At 57.0% G+C, this 23,868-nt stretch carries 21 protein-coding genes and 1 pseudogene; 7 read left to right on the top strand and 15 right to left on the bottom strand.

Features of this window, described 5'->3' with window-relative positions; translation table 11 throughout:
* Positions 1-18: 18 nt before the first annotated feature.
* The 7 genes from QLG21_RS11450 to QLG21_RS11420 are packed head-to-tail and all read right to left on the bottom strand — an operon-like array spanning position 19 to position 6,469.
* Positions 19-1,245: a Zn-dependent hydrolase gene (locus QLG21_RS11450; protein WP_282484439.1), complete on the bottom strand. Its 1,227-nt coding sequence runs from the start codon at positions 1,243-1,245 to the stop codon at positions 19-21.
* Positions 1,242-1,724 (bottom strand): L-2-amino-thiazoline-4-carboxylic acid hydrolase, encoded by a 483-nt coding sequence (locus QLG21_RS11445; protein ID WP_282484438.1) that lies wholly within the window; start codon positions 1,722-1,724, stop codon positions 1,242-1,244. The genes QLG21_RS11450 and QLG21_RS11445 overlap by 4 nt, the downstream gene beginning before the upstream one ends.
* Positions 1,725-1,742: 18 nt before the next feature.
* Positions 1,743-2,900: a branched-chain amino acid ABC transporter substrate-binding protein gene (locus QLG21_RS11440; protein WP_137848643.1), complete on the bottom strand. Its 1,158-nt coding sequence runs from the start codon at positions 2,898-2,900 to the stop codon at positions 1,743-1,745.
* Between the two features lie 27 nt (positions 2,901-2,927).
* Positions 2,928-3,647, bottom strand: a complete 720-nt coding sequence (locus QLG21_RS11435) for an ABC transporter ATP-binding protein (RefSeq protein WP_137273152.1) — start codon at positions 3,645-3,647, stop codon at positions 2,928-2,930.
* Complete coding sequence (locus tag QLG21_RS11430) at positions 3,640-4,407, bottom strand: ABC transporter ATP-binding protein (protein ID WP_102890898.1); 768 nt, start codon at positions 4,405-4,407, stop codon at positions 3,640-3,642. Before QLG21_RS11430 ends, QLG21_RS11435 begins: the two co-directional genes overlap by 8 nt.
* Positions 4,404-5,510 carry an ABC transporter ATP-binding protein gene (locus QLG21_RS11425; RefSeq protein WP_137848642.1) on the bottom strand — a complete coding sequence of 369 codons (1,107 nt, stop codon included), beginning with the start codon at positions 5,508-5,510 and terminating at the stop codon, positions 4,404-4,406. Before QLG21_RS11425 ends, QLG21_RS11430 begins: the two co-directional genes overlap by 4 nt.
* An 8-nt stretch (positions 5,511-5,518) precedes the next feature.
* Positions 5,519-6,469 carry a branched-chain amino acid ABC transporter permease gene (locus QLG21_RS11420; RefSeq protein ID WP_042319846.1) on the bottom strand — a complete coding sequence of 317 codons (951 nt, stop codon included), beginning with the start codon at positions 6,467-6,469 and terminating at the stop codon, positions 5,519-5,521.
* Positions 6,470-6,640: 171 nt separating this feature from the next.
* On the opposite strand from QLG21_RS11420, the gene QLG21_RS11415 reads away from it, so the two are divergent.
* Positions 6,641-7,585 carry a LysR substrate-binding domain-containing protein gene (locus tag QLG21_RS11415; protein WP_282484437.1) on the top strand — a complete coding sequence of 315 codons (945 nt, stop codon included), beginning with the start codon at positions 6,641-6,643 and terminating at the stop codon, positions 7,583-7,585.
* 58 nt (positions 7,586-7,643) lie between these two features.
* On the opposite strand, the gene yddG is transcribed toward QLG21_RS11415, so the two are convergent.
* Positions 7,644-8,531: an aromatic amino acid DMT transporter YddG gene (yddG, locus tag QLG21_RS11410; RefSeq protein ID WP_282484436.1), complete on the bottom strand. Its 888-nt coding sequence runs from the start codon at positions 8,529-8,531 to the stop codon at positions 7,644-7,646.
* 220 nt (positions 8,532-8,751) lie between these two features.
* Between yddG and fdnG the strand changes: the two genes are divergently transcribed.
* From fdnG to fdnI, 3 genes are read left to right on the top strand one after another with little or no spacing between them, the layout of a single operon-like run.
* The gene (fdnG, locus tag QLG21_RS11405; protein ID WP_282484435.1) at positions 8,752-11,799 is read left to right on the top strand and encodes a formate dehydrogenase-N subunit alpha; all 3,048 of its coding nucleotides are present in this window, start codon (positions 8,752-8,754) and stop codon (positions 11,797-11,799) included.
* Between the two features lie 11 nt (positions 11,800-11,810).
* On the top strand, positions 11,811-12,695 hold the full coding sequence (fdxH, locus tag QLG21_RS11400; RefSeq protein ID WP_006175370.1) for a formate dehydrogenase subunit beta: 885 nt from the start codon (positions 11,811-11,813) through the stop codon (positions 12,693-12,695).
* A complete protein-coding gene (gene fdnI, locus QLG21_RS11395) occupies positions 12,688-13,344 on the top strand; it encodes a formate dehydrogenase-N subunit gamma (RefSeq protein WP_282484434.1) in 657 nt (218 codons plus the stop codon). The genes fdxH and fdnI overlap by 8 nt, the downstream gene beginning before the upstream one ends.
* 38 nt (positions 13,345-13,382) lie before the next feature.
* Here the strand turns inward: fdnI and QLG21_RS11390 are convergent, their stop codons facing one another.
* From QLG21_RS11390 to ppk2, 3 genes and pseudogenes are all read right to left on the bottom strand, one after another.
* Positions 13,383-13,727, bottom strand: a complete 345-nt coding sequence (locus QLG21_RS11390; RefSeq protein WP_127463522.1) for a hypothetical protein — start codon at positions 13,725-13,727, stop codon at positions 13,383-13,385.
* A 44-nt stretch (positions 13,728-13,771) separates the two neighbouring features.
* A pseudogene (locus QLG21_RS11385) lies at positions 13,772-13,858 on the bottom strand (recombinase family protein); the annotation flags it as partial.
* 162 nt (positions 13,859-14,020) lie between these two features.
* A complete protein-coding gene (gene ppk2 / locus QLG21_RS11380) occupies positions 14,021-14,839 on the bottom strand; it encodes a polyphosphate kinase 2 (protein WP_282484433.1) in 819 nt (272 codons plus the stop codon).
* A 143-nt stretch (positions 14,840-14,982) separates the two neighbouring features.
* Between ppk2 and araJ the strand changes: the two genes are divergently transcribed.
* Positions 14,983-16,158 (top strand): MFS transporter AraJ, encoded by a 1,176-nt coding sequence (gene araJ / locus QLG21_RS11375; protein ID WP_058608758.1) that lies wholly within the window; start codon positions 14,983-14,985, stop codon positions 16,156-16,158.
* A gap of 11 nt (positions 16,159-16,169) precedes the next feature.
* Here the strand turns inward: araJ and QLG21_RS11370 are convergent, their stop codons facing one another.
* On the bottom strand, positions 16,170-17,372 hold the full coding sequence (locus QLG21_RS11370) for an NAD(P)/FAD-dependent oxidoreductase (protein WP_282484432.1): 1,203 nt from the start codon (positions 17,370-17,372) through the stop codon (positions 16,170-16,172).
* Positions 17,373-17,572: 200 nt separating this feature from the next.
* Between QLG21_RS11370 and QLG21_RS11365 the strand changes: the two genes are divergently transcribed.
* On the top strand, positions 17,573-18,079 hold the full coding sequence (locus tag QLG21_RS11365) for an Rrf2 family transcriptional regulator (protein WP_058608824.1): 507 nt from the start codon (positions 17,573-17,575) through the stop codon (positions 18,077-18,079).
* 39 nt (positions 18,080-18,118) lie between these two features.
* Here QLG21_RS11365 and adhP read toward each other — a convergent pair whose 3' ends face one another.
* Complete coding sequence (gene adhP, locus QLG21_RS11360; protein WP_282484431.1) at positions 18,119-19,129, bottom strand: alcohol dehydrogenase AdhP; 1,011 nt, start codon at positions 19,127-19,129, stop codon at positions 18,119-18,121.
* Between the two features lie 244 nt (positions 19,130-19,373).
* Here adhP and QLG21_RS11355 point away from each other — a divergent pair, with 244 nt between their 5' ends.
* Entirely contained in the window at positions 19,374-19,973 is a 600-nt protein-coding gene (locus QLG21_RS11355) for an inorganic diphosphatase (protein ID WP_282484430.1), read from the top strand.
* Positions 19,974-20,010: 37 nt separating this feature from the next.
* Here the strand turns inward: QLG21_RS11355 and QLG21_RS11350 are convergent, their stop codons facing one another.
* Together QLG21_RS11350 and QLG21_RS11345 are read right to left on the bottom strand one after the other, a co-directional pair.
* Complete coding sequence (locus QLG21_RS11350) at positions 20,011-21,720, bottom strand: ABC-F family ATP-binding cassette domain-containing protein (protein WP_282484429.1); 1,710 nt, start codon at positions 21,718-21,720, stop codon at positions 20,011-20,013.
* A 410-nt stretch (positions 21,721-22,130) separates the two neighbouring features.
* The gene (locus QLG21_RS11345) at positions 22,131-23,828 is read right to left on the bottom strand and encodes an NAD-dependent malic enzyme (RefSeq protein WP_088209124.1); all 1,698 of its coding nucleotides are present in this window, start codon (positions 23,826-23,828) and stop codon (positions 22,131-22,133) included.
* Positions 23,829-23,868 lie beyond the last annotated feature (40 nt).

Below are 23,868 nucleotides of genomic sequence, written 5' to 3'. Positions count from 1 at the left end.
GCGAAGCCGTCACCCGGTTTATTTTTCCAGCGCGGCGGCCAACACGCTGTGCAACAGCACGTTGGCCCCTTTCTCTGACCACGTCGGCAGGATCTTTTCTGCTTCGTTATGGCTGATGCCTTTCACGCACGGAATGAAGATCATGCTGGCGGGGGCCACCTTGCTGACGTAGCAGGTGTCGTGTCCGGCGCCGGAGACCATCGACTTTGACGAATAGCCCAGCGCGGCGACGGCATTTTCCGTACGGGCCAGACAGGCTTCGTTAAAGGCGATGGGCGCATAGTCGAAGATGCGCTCGACGTTGGCCGTCACGCCGCGAGCGGCCAGGTTTTTCGTCGCCTCATACAGAGCGGCTTCCATAGCGTCGAGCGCGTCCTGTGAAGGGTGGCGAAACTCCACGCTGCATACTACTCGTGAAGGGACAACGTTACGCGAGTTCGGCGTGACCTGCACCATGCCGATGGTGGCACGTCCGTCCGGTGCAAATTGATACCCGATCTCCTCCACGTTCAGCGCCAGCCCGGCGAAGGCGATGACCGCATCGCGGCGGCTGTGCATCGGCGTCGTTCCCGCATGGGCGGCAAAACCGTCGAGCGTTACCGTAAACCAGCGCTGACCCATGGCCGCCCGCACCAGGCCGATGTCGATCTCTTCCTCTTCGAGAATCGGCCCCTGCTCAATATGCAACTCATAGCAGGCGTGAACCGGAAACGCGCGGGCAGGGCGTTCGCCACGATAGCCAATCGCTTCGAGCGCCTCGCGAACGGTGACCCGCTGGTTGTCCATCCTGGCGTAAGCAAAGTCTTCCGAGAGCTGGCCTGCCCAGACGCCGGAGGCCAGCATCGCCGGGGCGAAGCGCGCGCCTTCTTCGTTGGTCCAGTTCACCAGCACGATGTCGCGCTCGGTTTCAATCGCGTTATCGTTCAGGGTGCGCAGCAGTTCCAGTCCGGCCAGCACGCCGTAAATACCGTCGTAATTGCCGCCGAGCGGCTGCGAATCCACATGCGATCCGGTCATGACCGGGGCAAGCGACGGGTTTTTACCCGCGCGACGGATAAACATGTTGCCCATGCTGTCAACGTCACAGGTGAAGCCCGCCTCCAGCGCCCAGTCGCGCAGCAAGTTGCGCGCAATGCGATCTTCCTCGCTTAACGCCAGGCGGGTGACGCCTCCGGCGGGAGTGCCGCCGATCTGCGCCATCATCTCCAGCGTCGACCAGAGTCGTTCGGCGTTAACCCGGATCATGCGTTGTCCTTTTTGCTGCGGTAGCGGAAGTCACAGCACGAGCCGCCCTGCATGATGGTGGTGGTGCGGGTCAGTTCCACGTCCGGCGCATAGCCGACGATAAACTTCTCATCGCGCGCGCAGGAGAGCAGATGACCAATCTCTCCCAGCCCCATCTCGTGATACATCTCGGCGTAACGGCAGCGGGTGACGTTATAGTTGTACTGCGTCTCGTCGGCGTCGAGGACCTTCACGTCCAGCGCGTTGTCCTTCTCCCACAGATACTGCAGGGCGATAAAGCTTTTCACATCTGCGCCGCGCGGTTCCTTGCTGGCAAATTCTTTGCCCGCGTTGATGGCGGCCTGCTCAATGGCCTCGCCAATAACGGCCTGCGCGCGGGTTTTACCAATCTCGCGCACCAGGATTTCATAAATTGGCTTAATAATTTCTGCTTCAATTTTGCGGCGGGCAAGAATGCCCAGCTCATTATTATCACTCATCACATTGCCTCACTGCGGTTATCTGGATTTCGCGCCGCCGAGCACGGTTTGCGGCTGCCATTTCCCATCGACAACTTTGTAAACGGTGAATGACGGCGAGGTCAGATTGCCTTCTTTATCAAACGCGATTTGTCCGGTTACGCCGGAATAGCTGATGGCGCGCAGGGCAGGCAGATAGTCGGCAGGATCGACCGAGTCCGCTTTTTCCATGGCGGCAACCAGCACGCGGGTGGCGTCATAGGCAAACGGCGCATGCAGTTCAATATGGGTGTGATAGCGGGACTGGTACGCCTGCTCGAAGGCTTTACCGCCCGGCATCTGCTCGACCGGCAGGCCCGGCTCCAGCGCCACAACGCCTTCACCCTCTTTTTGCGCCAGCTGCAGGAAGGTCTGGCTGACGAAGCCGCCCGCGCCCATCAGGGTGGCCTTCATGCCCAGCTGTTTGATGCGTCGCGCCAGCGGGGCGGCCTGGCTGTCCACGCCGCCGAAGAAGATCAGGTCGGCATTTTTACTGCGAATGGCGGTCAGCACGGCGCTGAAATCGACGGTTTTATCGTCGACATACTGGCGGTCAACGATCTTCACGCCCTGTGCATCCAGCGATTTAATGAATTCGTCCGCCAGACCCTGACCAAAGGCGGTACGGTCGTCGATCACCGCAATGCGTTTCGCTTTCAGGGTATTGACTGCGTATTGACCGGCAAACTGGCCGCCGTCATCGTCGTGACCCATCACGCGGAAGCTGGTGTCAAAGCCCTGTTTGGTATAGGCATGACCGGTTGCGACCGGGGCAACCTGCGCGATACCCGCGTCGTGATAGACCCGCGCTGCCGGAATGCTGGTGCCGGTATTCCAGTGGCCGACCACGCCCGCCACGCCGCTGTCGACCAGACGCTGCGCCACGGCAACGGCGGTACGCGGGTCGGACTGGTCATCTTCGGACTGCAGCTTAAAGGTCACGGCTTTGCCGCCGATGGTCGGGTGCTGTTTGTTGATATCATCAATAGCCAGCTGCGCGCCGTTTTCGAGATCTTTCCCGATACGGGCAGACGGCCCGGTTAACGGCCCCGCCAGGCCAATGACCACGGTTTCGCTGTTTGCTGCCCATCCGCCGGTAGAGGCAAAACCGCTGAGCAGAATAGCGGCGCTAAGCGCACTGATTTTTACTGTTTTCATTGTTTTCCCTGATGTTGGTTGGTGTTGTTAAACGGGCATTTCGCCCAAATAAATGTGTGCAATCTGGTCATCATTGAGCAGCGCGTGAGACTCACCGCGATGCACAATGCTGCCGCTGTCCATCACCCATGCGCTGTCCGTGACCTCAAGCGCCAGACGGGCATTCTGTTCGATAAGCAGCAGTGCAACGCCGCGTTCGCGCAGCCCGGCGATGACGGCAAAAATGTGTTCAACCATCTTCGGCGCAAGCCCCATTGACGGCTCGTCGAGGATCAGCAGCCGCGGGCGGCTGAGCAGGGCGCGGTTCAGTGCCAGCAGCTGTTGCTCCCCGCCGGAGAGCAGGCCCGCCAGCTGGTGCTGGCGTTCACCGAGACGCGGGAAACGGTCAAAAATCTCGTTCATTTCGCGCTTAACGGTGACGCTGTCACTTCTCAGCCAGGCACCCATCTGCAAATTTTCCAGTACCGTCATTCGGGCGAAGATGCCGCGCCCTTCGGGAACCATCACCAGGCCGTCGCGCAGCAGGGCTTCGGGTTTCTGTTTGCGGACATTTTTGCCATTAAAGGTGATGGTGCCGGTAAAGCGTTCCAGCCCGGTAATGGCGCGAACGGTGGAACTTTTACCGGCGCCATTTGCGCCGATAAGCGTGGCCTGCTCACCGTCGTGCAAGGTGAAGGAGACATCGCGTACTGCCTGAATGCCGCCGTAATGCACGTCGAGGCGTTCGACCTTAAGAAGTTCAGACATGGGCGTTGCCTCCAAGCCAGGCCGCAATAACTGCCGGATCGCGTCGCACGCTTTCCGGCGTACCGCTGGCGAGCGTTTTGCCATAGTCGAGGACCGTCAGGCGGTCGCAGATGCCCATGACCAGCTTGACGTCGTGTTCAATCATCAGCAGCGTTTTGCCGTCGTCGCGGATGCGGATTAACAGCTCGCCCAGAGCGACTTTTTCCGTCGCATTCATTCCGGCGGCGGGTTCATCCAGCGCCAGCAACTGCGGGTCTGTTGCCATAGCGCGTGCGATTTCGAGTCGACGCTGGTGTCCATAGGCCAGATCGCAGGCGCGGTAGTGGGCATACTTCGCAATACCGGTGTATTCCAGCCAGTGCCAGGCCTGTTCACGAGTTTGTGCTTCTTCCGCGCGGGCGCGTTTGTGACGGCTCAGCGCCGCCCATAGTCCGTTGCGGGTGCGCACATGCCGCCCGACCATCACGTTTTCAAGCACCGACATGTCGTTAAACAGGCGCACGTTCTGGAAGGTTCTGGCGATCCCTGCGGCGGTCACTTTCTCGATCTGTTTCGGGTAATAGGGTTTGTCCGCAATGAAAAATTCACCGCTGTCGGCCGGGTAAAGCCCGGTGATCAGGTTGAAGCAGGTGGTTTTTCCCGCGCCGTTAGGGCCAATCAGGCCGTAGATCTCGCCCCGGTTAATAGAGAGCGAGACGTTATCGACCGCGGTCAGACCGCCAAAACGTTTGGACATGTTGCGCACGGTTAACAGGCTCATGCTTTCACCTCCTTATGACGTACCGGCCAGATGCCGGACGGACGAACGAGCATGACCAGCACCAGCGCCAGTCCGTAAAACAGCTGGCGTAACACTTCGGGATCGATGAGTACCGTTCCGAACAGCGCCTGTTGCACGGGTGCCGCCTGGCTGCGCAGCAGCTCCGGCAGGGCGGTTAACAGTACCGCGCCGAGGATCACGCCCGGGATGTGTCCCATCCCGCCGAGCACCACCATCGCCAGCACGGCAATGGACTCCTGAAGGGTGAAGGATTCCGGCGAGACGAATCCCTGAAACGCGCCAAACAACGCGCCCGCTACGCCGCCAAACGAGGCACCCATCGCAAAGGCCAGCAGCTTGTAGTTGCGCACGTTAATGCCCATCGCCCGGGCGACGTCCTCGTCTTCACGGATGGCGTGCCAGGCGCGGCCAATGCGCGAATGCTGCAGACGCAGGCAGACGAAGATAATCCCCACGATCACCAGCATCAGCAGGTAGTACCACAGCCACAGGGCAGGCACCTTCACGCCGAACCAGTGGTATACGCCGCTAAACTTCAGGCCAAACAGGTTCAGGGTATCAACGCCGGTAATGCCCTTAGCGCCGTTGGTGATGTTCACCGGGCGGTCAAGGTTGCGCATCAGGATACGGATGATCTCCCCGAAGCCGAGGGTCACAATGGCCAGATAGTCGCCGCGCAGCTTCAGCGTCGGCGCGCCGAGAACGATGCCGCACACCGCCGCAACCAGTGCGGCGATGGGGATGATCAGCAGATAGGATGTGTGCAGTCCGTCGGGGAACCAGACGGCGAGGATCGGGAACACCTCCAGCAGATGCGGAGAAGCCAACAGCGCGGCGAGATACGCCCCGACCGCGTAAAAGGCAATAAAGCCCATATCCAGCAGGCCGGTGTAGCCGACGACGATATTCAGCCCCAGCGCCAGCATGATGTAGAGCAGCGCGAAATCGATCACGCGCACCCAGTAGTTACCGCCGAGTTGGGTGGCAACGACGGGCGCTACCAGCAGAGCAAGGCAGAACAGCGTCATGCCGGACCAGAATTTGCGCGTCGCGGCGGGTGTAGGTAGTGGTATGGTTGTCATCGTTTCCCTTACGCTCTGTGCGCCACGCGCTCACCAAGTAAACCAGCCGGGCGGAAGACCAGCACCAGAATCAGCACGATGAAGGCAAACACGTCCTGATAATTACTGCCGAACACGCCGTCAGTGAGTTCACCGAGGTAGCCTGCACCCAGCGCTTCGATGACGCCGAGCAAGATCCCGCCGATCATCGCGCCGCGTATATTGCCAATCCCGCCGAGTACCGCCGCGGTAAAGGCTTTAATGCCCGGCAAAAAGCCCATCGAGAAGCTGGCGTTGCCGTAGTTGCTGGCCATCATCACGCCCGCCAGTGCGGCAAACATACCGCCGATGGCAAAGGTCAGCGTAATAATGGCATTTGGATTGACCCCCATCAGCGTGGCGACGCGTGGGTTTTCAGCAACCGCCCGCATGCCGCGCCCGAGCCGGGTGTATTCCACCAGCAGCCACAGCCCGATCATCACGATCAGCGCCAGTGCGACGGTGACAATCCCCGTTACGGTGATAATGGCAGGGGGATGCGCTTCGCTACCGGCGGTGATGGCAATGGGGTCCATGGGCAGGATCTGCGGGAACATCAGCGGATTACGCGTCCAGATAATCATCGCCACCGTTTGCAGTAATACGGAGACGCCAATCCCGGAGATCAGCGGCGCCAGGCGCGGCGCGTTGCGCAGGCGGCGATAGGCGAAGCGTTCTACCGCCATGGCCAGCAGGGCGCAAACCGCCATGGCAATCGACAGGGCAAAGCCGAGCTGCAGCAGCTGCGGCATGTGCGGGAAGGTTGTGTTCAGGGCGTTGAGGGCGGAGAGCGTGGTAAGCGCGCCAACCATCAGAATATCGCCGTGGGCAAAGTTAATAATGCGCAAAATGCCATACACCATGGTATAGCCCAGCGCGATCAGCGCGTAGATGCTTCCCAGCATCACACCGTTGATCAGTTGTTGTATGAGTGTGTCCAACGTTCGTACCCGACAAATTGCTCTTTCAGCGGCTACCATCCAACAAATGAATAAAATTGTAAAATACAGATAAATTATTTCTTATGATAAACCGGTATTGTTTTATCTTTATGATTTGCATAACTATATTGAAAGCCCATGACGGGGTAAAAAGCCTAAAGAAATCAATATATGAATAAAACAGAACAATTGAACGCTGCGCCCGCCGATGGTGAAAGCCGTCTGGCAAACGATCCGCCGCTGCGTGCCGTTCGTGCCTTTGAAGCCATTGCCCGGCTGGGAAGCGTAACGCAGGCCGCGCAGGAGCTGGATATTTCGCCCTCCGCCGTGAGCCATCAGTTGAAGGTGCTGGAAGGGTATCTCCAGATGCCCCTGACCGAGCGCCAGGGAAGGAAGCTGGTGCTGAGCCAGCAGGGACGCGATTACTACCGTTCCATCCGCGCGGCATTTAACGTGCTGCGTCAGGCGACGGAACATCTGGTTGAACAGTCGCAAACGCGCCAAGTCACCATCAGCCTGATCCCGCTGTTCGGCATGGGCTGGTTTATTCCACGCCTGCCGGCGTTTATGCGGGCGAATCCGCAAACCGAAATCAACGTGGTGTATGCCAACCATCGCAACTACCTGAGCGATGCCTCGGATATGTCGATCCGCTTCGGCAACGGGCAGTGGGCGGGCTATCAAAGTGAAAAGTTGATTTCAGGACAAATGGTCCCGGTGTGCAGCCGCGCATTTTTACGCATTCACGGGCATATCGACACCCCAGAGCAGCTTCTGCAAATGCCGTTGCTGCACGATGAGGAGCGATCCACCTGGCAGCAGTGGTTTGTTCAGCAGGGCGTAAAGCGTCCCCCACGCCGCAGCGGCCCGATGTTTGAGGATGGCTTGCTGACGCTCGCGGGTGTGCAGGCCGGGCTGGGCTGTGCGCTGATGCGCGAGCCGCTGATTGCGCCTTATCTTGAGAGCGGTGAGCTGGTGAAAATTTTCAATGCGCCGATCGACGACGGGCGAGATTACTACCTGTGTGTGCGGTCTGACACGGACATGACCGAAGACGGCAAGCTGCTGCAAAACTGGCTGCGCCGTGCCGCAGGGAGCGAACAGCCCGGGGTATAGCAGTTCAAAAAGCCAGCTTGATAAGCTGGCTTGGAGGGCAAATATCGAAACGGGTGGGTCAGACTTTTGCTTTTCGCGTGGCGTGCCAGCACAACAATGACCCGACGCACACCATCACCGCGCCCTGCCAAAAGGCGAAGGAGAGCGGTGCGCTTAACAGGGCGGCCGCCAGCGCGGAGGACAATACCGGCGTAAAATAGGAGGCGGCGGCGAGCAGGGTCACATTACCGTGCAGAATACCGACATTCCAGGCAGCGTAGCCAAAACCCAGCGCGACGCCACAGAGTAATAGCTTCATCACTACCGGCACGCTGAACATCATTTCTGGCTGATCGCTGAGGGCATATTTGATCCACAAACTGAGCGCCGTCAGCAACACGAAAAGGGTAATACCGTTTTTCCCGCCGGCATATTTGCTGGTTACGGTGCAGTAAGCCGCCCAGATAAATGCCCCGGAGAAGGCCAGGGCATAACTCAGCGGGCTGGAGGTAATATTGCGGAGGATTTCATCAACCTGTAATCCCTGTTCGCCGCCTAATACCCAGCTCACACCCAGCAGGGAGAGGGCCAGGCCGGGGATCACCCACAGAGTCGATTTTTGGCCGTTGAACAAAATCGCAAACACAATCGTCAGGCTCGGCCACAGATAATTGACCATCCCCACTTCGATGGCCTGCGAACGCGTGGCGGCGTAACCCAGCGACAGGGCCAGGCAAATTTCATAGCTGACGAACAGCACGCTCCCGGCAATAAGATAGCGCGGGGAAAAGCGTCTTACATCGGGAAAACCCACCGTGACCAGACATAACAGACCGCTCACGGTGTAAATCATTGCCGCGCCGCCCACCGGCCCCAGCGCTTCGCTTACGCTGCGAATCAGCCCGACCATGGTGCTCCATAACAGTATTGCCGCCAGTCCTGTGAGCGTCGCTCTCTTTCTGTCCATTTCTTCGCCAGTGTTCTTATATTCAAAGGGAAAAGTTATAACATCGATTCCATTCACCTTGCGAATAATGTGCGTGCAAAGTAGCCCCTAAGGAGTACATAAACTCAACGACCATGACTATTTAGGGGGCTAAATAAGGTGTACTTGATTTGACGCAAAAAAAACAGGGACTTTGCTGTTAGCTTGCGGCGCGAATTCTCAAAAGTAAACGAGGACAGCAATGGACGTCAGCCGCAGACAATTTTTCAAAATCTGCGCGGGCGGTATGGCCGGGACAACAGTCGCTGCGTTGGGATTCGCTCCCAAAATGGCACTGGCTCAGGCGCGCAACTTTAAACTGCTGCGCGCCAAAGAGATCCGTAACACCTGCACATACTGCTCCGTGGGTTGTGGGCTATTGATGTATAGCCTGGGTGATGGCGCAAAAAACGCCAAAGAAGCGATTTATCATATTGAAGGGGATCCGGATCATCCGGTGAGCCGTGGGGCACTTTGCCCGAAAGGCGCGGGGCTGCTGGACTACGTTCACAGCGAAAACCGTCTGCGCTATCCGGAGTACCGCGCGCCAGGTTCTGACAAATGGCAGCGTATCTCCTGGGATGACGCGTTCACCCGCATTGCAAAATTAATGAAAGCCGACCGCGACGCCAACTTTATTGAAAAGAACGAGCAGGGCGTCACGGTTAACCGCTGGCTTTCCACCGGGATGCTTTGTGCATCCGCGGCAAGCAATGAAACCGGCATGCTGACGCAAAAATTTGTGCGCTCTCTCGGCATGCTGGCAGTAGACAACCAGGCGCGCGTCTGACACGGACCAACGGTAGCAAGTCTTGCTCCAACATTTGGTCGCGGTGCGATGACCAACCACTGGGTTGATATCAAAAACGCCAACGTCGTCGTGGTCATGGGCGGTAACGCCGCTGAGGCCCATCCGGTGGGATTCCGCTGGGCGATGGAAGCGAAAAACAACAACGATGCGACGCTTATCGTCGTCGATCCGCGCTTTACGCGTACGGCATCGGTGGCCGATATTTATGCGCCAATCCGCTCCGGTACGGACATTACGTTCCTGTCTGGCGTGCTGTTGTACCTGATCGAAAACAACAAAATTAACGCTGAATACGTTAAGCATTACACCAACGCCGGCCTGCTGGTGCGGGAAGATTTTGCCTTCGAAGACGGCCTGTTCAGCGGCTATGACGCGGAAAAACGTCAGTACGATAAGTCCTCCTGGAACTACCAGTTCGACGAAAACGGCTACGCGAAACGCGACGATACCCTGACCGATCCGCGCTGCGTGTGGAATATGCTGAAACAGCACGTGTCCCGCTACACGCCGGATGTGGTTGAAAATATCTGCGGTACGCCAAAAGCAGATTTCCTGAAAGTGTGTGAAGTGCTGGCATCTACCAGTGCAGCAGACAGAACCACCACGTTCCTGTATGCCCTTGGCTGGACACAGCACACCGTGGGCGCGCAGAACATCCGCACCATGGCGATGATCCAGCTGCTGCTCGGCAACATGGGGATGGCCGGTGGCGGCGTGAACGCGCTGCGTGGTCACTCCAACATTCAAGGCCTGACCGATCTCGGCCTGCTGTCGACCAGCCTGCCCGGCTACCTGACGCTGCCGTCAGAAAAACAGACTGACTTCCAGACCTGGCTCACGGCGAATACGCCAAAAGCCACGCTGCCGGATCAGGTGAACTACTGGAGTAACTATCCGAAGTTCGCCGTCAGCCTGATGAAATCCTTCTACGGCGATGCGGCGCAGAAAGAGAACGACTGGGGCTTTGAGTGGCTGCCGAAATGGGACCAGGCCTACGACGTCATCAAGTATTTCAACATGATGGATAAAGGCAACGTCACGGGCTACATCTGCCAGGGCTTTAACCCTGTTGCATCGTTCCCGGACAAAAACAAAGTGGTCCGCAGCCTGAGCAAGCTGAAGTACATGGTGGTTATCGATCCGCTGGTGACCGAAACCTCGACCTTCTGGCAGAACCACGGGGAATCCAACGACGTCGATCCGGCCTCGATTCAGACCGAAGTGTTCCGCCTGCCGTCTACCTGCTTCGCGGAAGAGGATGGCTCTATTGCCAACTCTGGTCGCTGGCTGCAGTGGCACTGGAAAGGCCAGGATGCACCGGGTGAAGCTCGTAACGACGGCGAAATTCTGGCGGGCATTTACCATCGTCTGCGCGAAATGTATCGCACGGAAGGCGGCAAAGGCGCTGAGCCGCTGCTGAAGATGAGCTGGAGCTACAAGCAGCCGGACCATCCTGAGTCAGAGGAAGTGGCCAAAGAGAACAACGGCGTTGCGCTGGCGGATCTCTATGACGCTAACGGCAACCTGCTGGCGAAGAAAGGCCAGCTGCTGAACAGCTTCGCGCTGCTGCGTGATGACGGCACCACGGCCTCTTCGTGCTGGATTTATGCCGGCAGCTGGACCGAGCAGGGTAACCAGATGGCTAACCGCGATAACGCCGACCCGTCAGGCCTTGGCAATACGCTGGGCTGGGCATGGGCGTGGCCGCTTAACCGTCGCGTGCTCTACAACCGTGCGTCTGCGGACATCAACGGCAAGCCGTGGGATCCAAAACGTATGCTGATCGAGTGGAACGGTTCGAAGTGGACGGGGAACGATATCCCGGACTTCAACACCGCCGCGCCGGGCAGCAAAACCGGGCCGTTCATCATGCAGCCGGAAGGGCTGGGGCGTCTGTTTGCCCTCGACAAGCTGGCTGAAGGGCCGTTCCCGGAACACTACGAGCCGATGGAAACGCCGCTGGGCACCAACCCGCTGCACCCGAACGTGGTGTCCAGCCCGGTGGTGCGTATCTACGAAGACGACGTGCTGCGTTTAGGCAAGAAGGACAAGTTCCCGTACGTGGGGACTACCTACCGCCTGACCGAGCATTTCCACACCTGGACCAAGCACGCGCGGCTTAACGCCATCGCGCAGCCGGAACAGTTTGTGGAGATCAGCGAGACGCTGGCGAAAGCGAAGGGGATTGCCAACGGCGATCGCGTGAAGGTCAGCAGCAAGCGCGGCTTTATTCGCGCCGTTGCGGTGGTGACCCGCCGTCTGCAGAGCCTGAACGTGCATGGCCAGCAGGTGGAAACCGTCGGTATTCCGCTGCACTGGGGCTTTGAAGGCGTAGCGCAGAAGGGCTACATCGCCAATACCCTGACGCCTAACGTCGGCGATTCCAACTCGCAAACGCCGGAGTACAAAGCGTTTCTGGTCAACATCGAGAAAGCGTAAGGAGCGATTAAATGGCGATGGAAACACAAGACATTATCAAACGCTCCGCGACTAACCCTATCACGCCCGCGCCTCGCGGGCGGGATTACAAGGCTGAAGTTGCCAAGCTTATCGATGTCTCCTCCTGCGTGGGCTGTAAAGCCTGCCAGGTGGCATGTTCAGAGTGGAACGACATTCGTGATGAAGTGGGTCACTGCGTTGGGGTCTACGATAACCCGGCCGATCTGAGCGCCAAATCCTGGACGGTGATGCGCTTTAGCGAAACCGAACAGAACGGCAAGCTGGAGTGGCTTATCCGTAAAGACGGCTGTATGCACTGTGAAGATCCGGGCTGCCTTAAGGCCTGCCCGTCTGCCGGTGCGATTATTCAGTACGCCAACGGCATCGTGGATTTCCAGCAGGACAACTGTATCGGCTGCGGCTACTGCATCGCGGGCTGTCCGTTTAACGTCCCGCGCCTCAATAAAGAGGATAACCGGGTCTATAAATGTACCCTGTGCGTGGATCGCGTCAGCGTCGGGCAGGAACCTGCCTGCGTGAAGACCTGCCCGACCGGGGCCATTCACTTCGGGACCAAAACCGAGATGCTGGAAGTGGCGCAGCAACGCGTCGATAAATTAAAAGCGCGCGGCTACGAAAACGCAGGCGTGTATAACCCGCAGGGCGTAGGCGGAACGCACGTGATGTATGTACTGCACCACAACGACCAGCCGGAGCTGTACCACAATCTGCCGAAAGATCCGGCGATCGACACCTCGATCAACCTGTGGAAAGGGGCGCTCAAGCCGCTCTCCGCGGCGGGCTTTATCGCCACCTTTGCCGGACTGATTTATCACTATATCGGCATTGGTCCGAATAAAGAGGTGGATGACGACGAGGAGGAGCATCATGAGTAAGTCAAAGATGATTGTGCGCACGAAATTTATCGACCGCGCCTGTCACTGGACGGTGGTGATCTGCTTCTTCTTGGTGGCAGTATCGGGGATTTCGTTCTTCTTCCCGACGCTGCAGTGGCTGACGGAAACCTTTGGTACACCGCAGATGGGGCGCATTCTGCACCCGTTCTTTGGCGTGCTGATTTTCGTGGTGCTGATGTTTATGTTCGTACGCTTCGTACACCACAACATCCCGGATAAGCAGGACATTCCGTGGGTTAAGGGGATTATCGAAGTTCTGAAAGGCAACGAGCATAAGGTCGCCAAAGTCGGCAAATATAACGCCGGACAAAAGTTGATGTTCTGGACCATCATGAGCATGATTTTCGTGCTGCTGGTGACCGGCGTGATCATCTGGCGTCCGTACTTTGCGCCTTATTTCCCGATCCAGTGGGTTCGCTATGCGCTGCTGATCCACGCGACCTCGGCCATCATCCTGATCCACGCCATCCTGATCCATATGTATATGGCTTTCTGGGTGAAAGGGTCGATTAAGGGGATGATTGAAGGTAAGGTGAGCCGCCGCTGGGCGCAGAAACACCACCCGCGCTGGTACCGCGACGTTGAACGTCAGGAAGCGAAAGAAGAGAGCACCAAAGGGCTCAAATAGTGTTAAACGCCGCCGGTTTCGACCGGCGGCGTTTTGCTTTATTTGCTTCCCGCCATCAATTGTGCAAAAAAGGATTTCGTTTTGTTCGTATGACAGTCAGCGTTAATTTCGTTTGTGATAATTTCTGCTTTAGCATGTTCGACAAGCCGCTTAAATCTACGTTTTATCTCTTTCCCCTGAGCGCTGCAGTCTGCTGAGTCGGCCAGAAACACAGCCGCATTATAAGCCGCATAACACTCATCTATATTGGCCGGGTCAGACTTACAACCGCTAAATACGCTATAAGTCAGATCGGGATGATCTTTGTAATAACTTATTTCAGGTGTGTCGTTGAGTCGTGAAAATATACCAGGAAGTAAGATCGCTGAGGCACCGGTCAGCATAATGATTCCCGTCAGGGCTAAATATCTGAACCTCATGATTGCTCCCCCAGGGTGAGCAGGGCGTCCTGCTGTAAGGTCAAATGCTGGCAGTCAGTTGAACATCGGGCATAGCCAATGCGAATGTCATTCATAGCGATGTACGTATAAGGGGCTGGCAAAGAGATTGATATCGTACCAGTGATGGGAGACAACGTCAGCCGTGATTTTCAGGGTCATTCACTTTCCAATCTGCTTCTCATAAGGGAAAGCGATCCGCCGGTTTCGACCGGCGGCGTTTTGCTTTCAGACCGCGGTTAAAATCGTTCTTCTACATACCTGAACGGGTATTTTGTCGGCTTTACCTTACCTATTTTACGCTTCGGTAAATCCAGCGTTTCGATATGCAGGTCTTTATAGGGGATCTGGGAAAGCAGATGCGAAATAATATTTAACCGCACGCGTTTTTTATCCTCCGACCGGGCGACGAACCACGGTGCCCAGGCGGTGTCGGTGGCTTTGAACATCTCGTCGCGCGCGACCGTATACTCATCCCATAGATTGAACGATTTAATGTCCATCGGCGACAGTTTCCAGGTTTTCCGTCCGTCGTTAATACGGTCGCGCAGGCGGCGCTCCTGCTCTTTTGGCGTCACTTCAAGCCAGTATTTCAGTAAGATGATCCCCGCATCAACCATCGCTTTTTCCATAACCGGCGTGCCATCAAGAAACTTTTCCACCTGTTCCGGGGTGCAAAAACCCATCACGCGCTCAACGCCCGCGCGGTTATACCAGCTGCGATCGAAGATGACGATTTCACCCGCCGAGGGCAGGTGGGAGACGTAACGCTGCAAGTAGAGCTGGCTCTTCTCCTTTTCTGTGGGAGATGGTAGGGCGACAACCCGGAATACCCGGGGGCTAACGCGCTCGGTGATGGCCTTGATGGTTCCCCCTTTGCCTGCGCCGTCTCGCCCCTCAAACACGATACAGACTTTCAACCCTTTGCTCACCACCCACTGCTGAAGCTTCACCAGCTCTACGTGCAGGCGGCGCAGCTCTTTTTCATACTCTTTCGTTTTAAGCGGTGTTTTCGTCGCGTCATCAACCACTTTGCTCGCGTTCTTTTTGCTGACCATACTTGTCATCCTCTTGCGGACCCACCTGAAGTGTAATCGACCTGAATAAATGGATTAACGTGTCAGAGATCGGTTTTGAACTGGCTCACCATACCAGTTTGGTCAATAATGCTCGCTGCCTCTCATTTATTTGCGGTTGCGGTATGAAAAAAACAATATTTTCGCTGGCACTGGGTACGTTTGGCCTGGGGATGGCCGAGTTTGGCATTATGGGCGTGCTCACCGAACTGGCGCACGACACCGGAATATCTATTCCGTCCGCCGGAAACATGATTTCGTTCTACGCCTTCGGCGTGGTGATTGGCGCACCGATTGTGGCGCTCTTTTCCAGCAAGTTCTCGCTGAAATCCACGCTGCTGTTTCTGGTGGCGATGTGCGCAATCGGCAACGCCATTTTTGCGTTCTCATCCTCCTGGTATGGTCTGGCGATGGGACGTTTGATTTCCGGTTTCCCTCATGGTGCCATCTTTGGCGTGGGGGCGATTGTGCTGTCGAAAATCGCGCCGCCGGGGAAGGTAACGGTCGCGGTCGCGGGGATGATTGCCGGGATGACCGTTGCCAACCTGGTGGGCGTACCGCTGGGAACCTGGCTCGGACATGCATTCAGCTGGCGTTATACCTTCTTCCTGATTGCCTTGTTCGATGCGCTGGTTATTCTCTCCGTGCTGCTGTGGGTGCCCACTATCCACGATAAAACCGCTGCCCGGTTGACCGAACAGTTTCATTTTTTGAAGCGCCCGGAACCCTGGCTGATTTTTGCCGCCACCATGTTTGGCAACGCCGGGGTGTTTGCCTGGTTTAGCTTCGTGAAGCCTTTTATGCTCAACGTTTCCGGTTTCTCCGAAGGGGGAATGACGGCGATTATGATGCTGATGGGGCTTGGCATGGTGCTGGGCAACCTGATGAGCGGGAAACTCTCCGGCCGCTTTAGCCCGTTACGGATTGCCGCTACAACCGATCTGGTGATTGTCGCCTCGCTGCTGCTGCTCTTCGCGTTTGGCGAGCATCAGACCGCTTCGCTGACGATGGGGTTCATCTGCTGTGCCGGTTTGTTTGCGCTCTCTGCGCCGCTGCAGATCCTGCTGCTGCAAAATGCGAAGGGGGGCGAACTGCTCGGGGCGGCGGGAGGCCAGATGGCGTTTAATCTGGGCAGCGCAATTGGCGCATATTTTGGCGGGATGATGATCACGCTCGGCTTTAGCTGGAGCTACGTTACGCTACCTGCGGCCTTGCTATCGTTTTCCGCGATGGTGTCGCTGTTGCTCTACGGCTATCAGAAGGCCAAACGTACGCAGGCTAACGCGCGGGCGCTAGCCTGACGGGATATTCCCTACACAAATTTCGCCAGCGGATCGGCCGCCGCAAACGCGACGCTGCGGTCTGCCGCAGGCGGATAAATCAGCTCGTTAGTGATAGCGATTTTGATCTTCTTCGCCTCATCACGCACGGATTTCACCTCCTGCTCCCAGCCTTCGGTGTAGACCGCGCCCCAGCCCCCTAAATCAAGACAGGTCACATAGTTCACCTGACGGTAAGGCAGCGGCGGCTGATTAAGCAGGCTGGCCGCGGCGTTATGACCCGCAAACTTGCCGAGCTGAATGGCGTGCTGGCAGGTCATCAGCGCCGTGTTGCCCACGTCGTCGGTTTTGGCATGTGCCATATCGCCCGTGGCGTATATATCCGGGTGGGCGGGAACCTGAAGGTTTTCGTTAACGACAAGACGCCCCTGGCTGTCGCGCTCGCCGTCAATATGCTGGCTAAGGGTGTTTGCCTCAACGCCTGCCGTCCAGACAACGGTAGCAGATGCGATACGCTCGCCGTTTTTCAGCGTGACGCCACCGGCGTCGATGGCTTCAATTTCACTGTTCAAACGCCACTCAATGCCCAGCTCTTCGCTGGCGGCTTCGATGGTGTTGCGCAGGGCTTCGCTGTAGCGGCCGCCGATCGCCGAGCCGCGTTCAACTACGATAACTTTAGTCGTTGTCTCGTTACCGAAACGGGCGTGAAGACGGGCAGGCAGTTCGGTCGCCAGTTCGATACCGGTAAAACCACCGCCGCAGACCACAACGGTGTTACGCTCGGGCGTCGAAGGGCGCGCAACCAGTGAATCAAGGTGCTGCTCAAAGACCTGAGCGGATTCCAGCTGGTCGATATCAAACGCATATTCAGCCAGCCCGGCAATCGGTGGACGTTTGGTCTGGCTACCCGTTGCCAGCACCAGGCGCTCATAGCTCAGGGTCATTTCCTGGCCATTCGCATCGCGCCAGACAACGCTTTTATTATTTGCATCAATACGTTCTGCGCTACCCGCAATGAATTCAATGTCCAGTTCGGCAAAGAGATCGCTCAGCGGCGCAACCAGCGTGGCGACCTTTTCTTCATAAAAGCGGGGACGAACGCGCAACTCCGCGACGGGCGCCAGAACGGCAATCGACAGAGCGTTATTCCCCGTTAGCGCGGACAGGCGAGCGGCACTGACCGCAGCCCACATACCGGAAAAACCACTACCCACAATTAAAATCTGCTTTTTCATCTTCGATCCTTCTGGTCGTCAGGCTGAGTGTCTGACATAACTGCAACTATACTTGTCTGAGTTAACTGCGACAACTTCTTTCTGAGTTAAATTTAAATGGTGCCTGAAATCAGAAGGTTAGTCAGATGCGGTGACGATGGCGGTGTTTATCATGTGGAACGTCGCTATAATGACCCGGATAAATGACTTCGGAGTTAATCATGGCGTTTTACAGTTCCGGTGTGGAATACGGCATTCACAGCCTGATGTGCATGGTGGATGCGAAAGGGTGCGAGCGAGAGATGAGCGTCCGGGAGATGGCGGCCCTGCAGGGCGTTCCTTATGACTATCTCGGTAAAATCTTCACGCGCCTGTCGCGCGCCGGGCTGGTGATCAGTACGGAAGGCAAGGGCGGGGGATTTAAGCTGGCGCGGCCCGCAGAGCTGATCTCCGTCCTGGATGTGGCGCACGCCATCGATGGTGAAAAAAACATGTTTGAGTGCCGCGAAGTACGCCAGCGGCTGGCCGTGTTTGACGAAACGCCGCCCGCGTGGGTGTGCGACGGTCCTTGCGGCGTGCGTTCTGTGATGGACAGCGCGCAGCAGAGGATGGAGGAGGAGTTATCGCGCCACACCATTCTGGATCTTGCGCGCAAGATGTACCGCAAAGCGCCGGACACGTTTCAGATTGAAGTGCAGGAGTGGATTTCCGACAGACGGTCTTCATAACAGGCCGGGCAGGCGAGGCCGCCGCCCGGCATCAGACGCTTACGCGCGTAAATCAATTACCATACGGCCACGGATCTGGCCTTGCTCCATCTCTTTGAAGATGGCATTGATATCTTCCAGCGGACGCATCGTTACTTTTGGCACCACTTTACCTTCCGCCGCGAACTGGAAGGCTTCAACCAGGTCCTGACGGGTGCCAACCAGCGAGCCCACGACCTGAATGCCGTCGAGCACCAGGCGAGGAATATCAAGGCTCATCGCTTCTGGCGGCAGGCCAACGGCCACCACGCGGCCACCGGCACGCACGGCGTCAACCGCAGAGTTAAACGCCGCTTTCGCGACCGCCGTCACCACCGCAGCATGTGCGCCGCCGGTTTTCTCCTGAATCACTTTTGCCGCGTCTTCGTTACGCGAGTTGATGGTCAGGTCTGCACCCATGCTGGCAGCCAGCTTCAGCTGCTCGTCATTCACATCAATGGCGATCACCTTCGCGTTGAAGACGTTTTTAGCATACTGCAGCGCAAGGTTGCCCAGACCGCCCAGGCCGTAAATCGCAATCCACTGGCCGGGTTTGATTGTCGACATTTTTACGGCTTTATAGGTAGTGACGCCCGCGCAGGTGATGCTGCTGGCCGCAGCGGAATCCAGTCCGTCCGGGACTTTGACCGCGTAATCCGCCGTGACGATGCACTCTTCTGCCATACCGCCATCAACCGAGTAACCGGCATTTTTCACGCTGCGGCATAGGGTCTCGTTGCCGGCGTTACAGTATTCGCAGTGCCCGCAGCCTTCGAAGAACCATGCCACGCTCGCGCGGTCGCCAACCTTAAGCGAGTTCACGCCCGGGCCAATCTCTTTGACGATACCAATTCCTTCATGGCCGAGAATGACGCCGGTCTTATCGCCAAAATCACCGTTCTTAACGTGAAGATCGGTATGGCACACTCCACAGCATTCCATTTTCAGCAGCGCTTCGCCGTGCTTGAGAAGGCGTAAGGTTTTTTCGGTGACGTTTACCTGATGATCCTGAGTTACGACAGCAGCTTTCATCTGTTTCTCCTTGTTCATGATGTGCATCTGCATTGCAGGTGTGATACCCATTAAGGATTAAGAGTTTAGTGCGGTAATGCAAGGCGGCCGCAACAGATTGTCATACTTTCATCCGATTTCAGATTAAGAATACAGCGATCCAGCCATAATCAGGGGGCCAAAAAAGTGCCAAAAAAACGTCATGGTTCTGTCATGTACCAAACGTAACGTGTTGTCTTCTTGATAACCGAAGAGTTAAAAGACAATGCATCTGGTGAAAAAACTTATCGCAATCAGCGTTCTTCTGTCTGCCTCCGTTCAGGCACAAAATATTCTCGAATTTCCTCAGCCGGAAAACGCCCCCGAAGAATTCTACGCCGTGACCGAAATTCCGGCGGGCGGGATCGTTAAATATGAAACCGACGCTAAAACCGGCTTTATCGTGGCCGATCGTTTTCAGTCGATGCCTGTGGCCTATCCGGCAAACTACGGCTCGCTGACCCAGTCTCTGGCGGGGGATGGCGATCCGCTGGACGTCATTTTTTATACCCGTGCGCCAATGGCACCGGGCACGCTGATCAAGCTGCGGGCGATTGGCGTGCTGAAGATGGTGGATGGCGGAGATAAGGATGACAAAATCGTTGCGGTACCGGCGAGCAAAATTGACCCTACCTACGACGATATTCACGCGCTAAGCGATCTGCCAAAAATCGAGGTACAGCGCCTTGAGGCCTTTTTCAGGGTCTACAAGCAATTACCGGAAGGGCGTAAAAAGGTGGAGCTGAGCGGTTTCAACGATGCCGACACCGCGAAGCAGGAGATCAAACAGGCGTGGGATGCCTGGAAAGCGAAAAACCCGCAGTAAAAAAATGGGCCCGGCGAGGCTACCGCCGGGCGCAGACTTACAGCTGTGCTTCTATCACCTCAATTTCTTTACGCCACTGTGCCTGTAGCTGCGGCTTTTGATGCTTTGGCTTACGCGCCAGATCCTCTTCAAGCAGCGTCTCCAGCGTAACCAGCCGTTCAAGCAGATCATCTGCTGATGAAAGCGTCTGTTCCGCAGGCCGGGATGACGCCGCCTGAGGGGCGATACCCGACGCTTCACGCAGACGCGCAAACACCGCGTCGGCATCGTGCCATTCGGTCAGCATACCGTCCTCTATCAGCCAGAACCGGTTGCAGCTTTGACTGATTAACTGACGATCGTGGCTGACTAACAGCACGCCGCCTGCAAACTGTTGCAGGGTGTCGGCAAGCGCCTCTTTGCCTTCCATGTCCAGGTGGTTGGTCGGCTCATCCAGCATCAGCAGGCTATAGCGGGCAAGCGTCAGGCCAACGAACAACAGGCGAGAACGCTCACCGCCGCTCAGCGTACTGACTTTCTGCCCGTGACGCGCCCACGGGAACCCGGCGCTGATAAGCGCCATTTTGCGGTTGTGGGGATCGGGCGCAAACGGCTCCAGCGCATCCAGCAGAGATGCCGCGTCCGGCAGCTGATGCAGCGTCTGGTCGTAGTAACCTGGCGATACGCGGGGATGAAGTTTCAGCCTCGCGTCCGTCAGTTCACCGCGAAAATGTCGCCAGATAAGCTTCATCAGCGATGATTTACCGCAGCCGTTACGTCCCACAATCGCCACCCGGTCGCCGCTTTTAAGCCTGGCCGCCTCGACGCTGAACAGCGCCGGAAGCCCCGGTGCAGGCGGTACCTCAAGGTTTTCCATCTCCAGCAGACGGTCAGCCCGCAGCGCGTCGCCGCGCAGGGTCAAGGTCCACTGGCTGCCCGCCGTGACCTCCGTCTGGCTCTCTTTCAGCCGCTCGACCTGTTTTTCCATCTGTTTCGCTTTACGGGCCAGATCCTCGTTGTCGTACACCTTGCCCCAGGTCGCCAGCCGTTTAGCGCTGGCGGCGACGCGGTCGATCTCCTTTTGTTCCGCCTTAAAACGCTGTGCATCGCTTTCGTCTTTTGTTACCAGCGCCCGACGCGCGGCGGTGCAGGGAAGCGCGAAATGGTGGAGCGTTTTATCCCGCAGGATCCAGCTGCCGTTCGTGACGGCATCCAGCAGCTGTCTGTCGTGGGAGACCAGCACAAAGCTGCCGGACCAGTTTTGCAGGAACTGTTCAAGCCACAGCATGGTGGGCAGATCGAGGTGGTTACTCGGCTCGTCCAGGAGCAGCAGGTCCGGCTCGCGTATCAACGCCCGCGCCAGCAGCAGGCGGGTATGCTGCCCGCCACTCAGCGTGGCGGATTGCAAGGCCATATCCTGCGCAGAGAAGCCCATGCTGGCCAGCAGCGTTTCGGCCCTCCAGCGCAGGCTTTCGCGCTCGCTCTGCGCAAGCTGCGCCAGAACCGCGTCCAGCATGGTCAGCGGAAACAGGCTCTCTGGAAGATGTTGCTCGATGCGCGCCACCAGGCAATGCCCGGCGAGAGAGACGCTGCCAGCGGCAGGGGAATCCGTGCCGTCGAGGATCTTCAAAAGCGTGCTTTTGCCGCAGCCGTTATCGCCCAGCAGACCAATGCGGTCGCCTTTTTTCAGCGTAAAGGAGAGTGCGTCGAAGAGCGTGCCAAACGCCGTATCAACACGTAAAGATTGTGCAGTGAGTAGTGTGCTCATTGTTGCTTACCCAGGAGTTACAGGCATGTTTATGCCTCGTCAAACATCGCTGACGATAACTCAGTAAGCCCGAGAGAAGGGATTCAGGGGGGTAGTGTCTTCGCTCAAGCCGAAGTTATCGCAGCACGATATCGATAACGCCTGAGCAAATGCGATCACCAAGAGTATGTGAAAAATTGAAAATTTCACAGTACAGCATAACAGGCCTCCTTATATATTCAGTTAGTTAATGGATGAGAGGAGTGTAGCGGGGGAACGCACGTTTGGCTAGTGGGGATCTCTGCCACAGGGGAAGGGAGAACATCTGGCCCGTAGGCCCGGTAAGCGAAGCGCCACCGGGCGATTAGGCTGCACTGCGATCGGGTGCCCTGATCCTCTCCCACAGGGAGAGGGCCAGGTCGGAGCGCAGATCAAATTGAAGTACGACGATAGCTGCGGTATTCCGGCTTCCAGTAATTATCGTCGATGGCCTGCTGCAGCGCATCGGCAGAGGTATTCACCGCCACACCCTGCTGCTGCGCCATTTTGCCTACCGCGAATGCGATGGCACGTGACACAGTCTGAATGTCCTTCAGCTCCGGCAGAACCAGACCTTCGCCGTTGTTCACCAGCGGAGAGTGCTTCGCCAGCGTTTCGCTCGCCGACATTAGCATCTCGTCGGTGATGCGCGACGCGCCAGAGGCGATAACGCCAAGGCCAATCCCCGGGAAGATATAGGAGTTGTTGCACTGGGCGATAGGGTAAAGTTTGTCTTTCCACAGCACCGGCTCGAACGGGCTGCCGGTGGCAACCAGCGCATTGCCTTCGGTCCATGCGATGATGTCCTGCGGGGTGGCCTCCACACGGGATGTCGGGTTGGACAGCGGCATGACGATAGGACGTTCGCAGTGTTTATGCATCTCGCGAATGATCTCCTCCGTGAAGAGACCCGTCTGACCGGACACGCCGATCAAAATATCCGGCTTAACGTTGCGCACCACGTCCAGCAGGGAAAGCACTTCATTGTCCGTATCCCAGTTTTTCAGCGCGTCTTTTTTCTGTACCAGTTTGGTCTGGAACGGCAGCAGGTTTGGCATGCCGTCGGTCAACAGGCCAAAGCGGTCGACCATAAAGACGCGCGAGCGGGCCAGCTCTTCGCTTAAGCCTTCGCGCTGCGTCTGGGCGATGATCTGCTCGGCGATACCACAGCCCGCAGAACCCGCGCCGAGGAAGACGATTTTTTGATAGCTCAGCTGGCTGCCTGCCGCGCGGCTGGCGGCGATCAGCGTGCCGACGGTGACCGCCGCCGTGCCCTGAATGTCGTCGTTGAACGAGCAGATTTCATCGCGGTAGCGGTTGAGCAACGGCATGGCGTTTTTCTGCGCAAAGTCTTCGAACTGCAGCAACACGTCCGGCCAGCGTTGCTTCACGGCCTGAATGAAATCGTCAACAAACTGATAATACTCATCATCCGTAATGCGCGGATGACGCCAGCCCATATACAGCGGGTCGCTCAGCAGCTGCTGGTTATTCGTGCCGACATCCAGTACGACCGGCAGGGTATACGCCGGGCTGATGCCCCCGCAGGCGGTATATAACGAAAGTTTCCCGATAGGGATCCCCATTCCGCCGATGCCCTGGTCGCCAAGGCCCAGAATACGTTCGCCGTCGGTCACCACAATCACTTTGATGTTGTGGTTCGGCACGTTCTGCAGAATGTCGTCCATATTGTGACGGTTAGGCCAGGAGATGAAGACGCCACGCGAGCGGCGGTAGATCTCGGAGAAGCGTTCACACGCCGCGCCCACCGTTGGGGTGTAGATCACCGGCATCATCTCTTCGAGATGGTTCTGTACCAGACGGTAGAAAAGGGTTTCGTTGGTGTCCTGGATATTACGCAGGTAGATATGTTTGTCGATTTCCGTTTTGAAACCCTGGTACTGGATCCAGGCGCGATCCGCCTGTTCTTCAATGGTTTCTACCACTTCCGGAAGCAGACCGAGCAGGTTAAAGCTGCTGCGCTCTTCCATGCTGAAAGCGCTGCCTTTGTTCAGCAGGGGGAATTCCAGTAAAACCGGTCCGGCATAAGGGATATATAAGGAACGATGTTTTTTCAGTTTGTTGTCCATGTCACTCACTCTTTTTTGAAGATCCGTCCCTGACACTGCT

Source organism: Enterobacter sp. V87_3, from assembly GCF_029967835.1.
GTDB classification, from domain to species: Bacteria; Pseudomonadota; Gammaproteobacteria; order Enterobacterales; family Enterobacteriaceae; genus Enterobacter; species Enterobacter cancerogenus.
The sequence above is the reverse complement of the archived record's forward strand: the minus strand, read 5'-3'. Positions and strand labels throughout refer to the sequence as shown.